This window comes from Bradyrhizobium sp. UBA2491 (assembly GCF_002341725.1).
Lineage (GTDB): Bacteria > Pseudomonadota > Alphaproteobacteria > Rhizobiales > Xanthobacteraceae > Bradyrhizobium.
This window is the reverse complement of the sequence record NZ_DDOP01000023.1, coordinates 174,312-174,813: the sequence shown is the minus strand read 5'-3', so window position 1 is coordinate 174,813 and position 502 is coordinate 174,312. Positions and strand designations below refer to the sequence as shown.

1 protein-coding gene is annotated in these 502 nt (G+C 66.1%); it reads left to right on the top strand.

Annotation, left to right across the window (positions count from 1 at the left end; all coding sequences use genetic code 11):
* Positions 1–502 (top strand): sigma 54-interacting transcriptional regulator (locus B2W55_RS07590; protein ID WP_291532205.1); only part of this gene is annotated, 502 nt, incomplete at both ends.

Below are 502 nucleotides of genomic sequence, written 5' to 3'. Positions count from 1 at the left end.
ACGAGATCGCGGACATGCCGCGCGAGACCCAGAACAAGATCCTGCGCGTGCTGGTCGATCAGACCTTCCAGCGCCAGGGCGGCACCAGCAAGGTCCATGTCGACGTTCGCATCATCTCCTCGACCGCGCGCAACCTGGAGGAAGAGATCGCCGCGGGCCGTTTCCGCGAGGACCTCTACCATCGGCTCTCGGTGGTGCCGATCCGGGTGCCGCCGCTGTCGGAGCGCCGTGAGGACATCCCGGAGCTGATCGACTATTTCATGGACCAGATCTCGGTCACGACCGGCCTGCCGAAGCGGCAGATCGGGCAGGACGCGATGGCGGTGCTGCAATCGCATGTCTGGCCGGGCAACGTCCGCCAGCTCCGCAACAATGTCGAGCGTGTGATGATCCTGGCGGGCGGCGGCCCCGAGGCGATCATCACCGCCGACATGCTGCCGCAGGACGTCGGCTCGATGGTGCCGGCGATGCCGACCTCCAACAATGGCGAGCACATCATGGG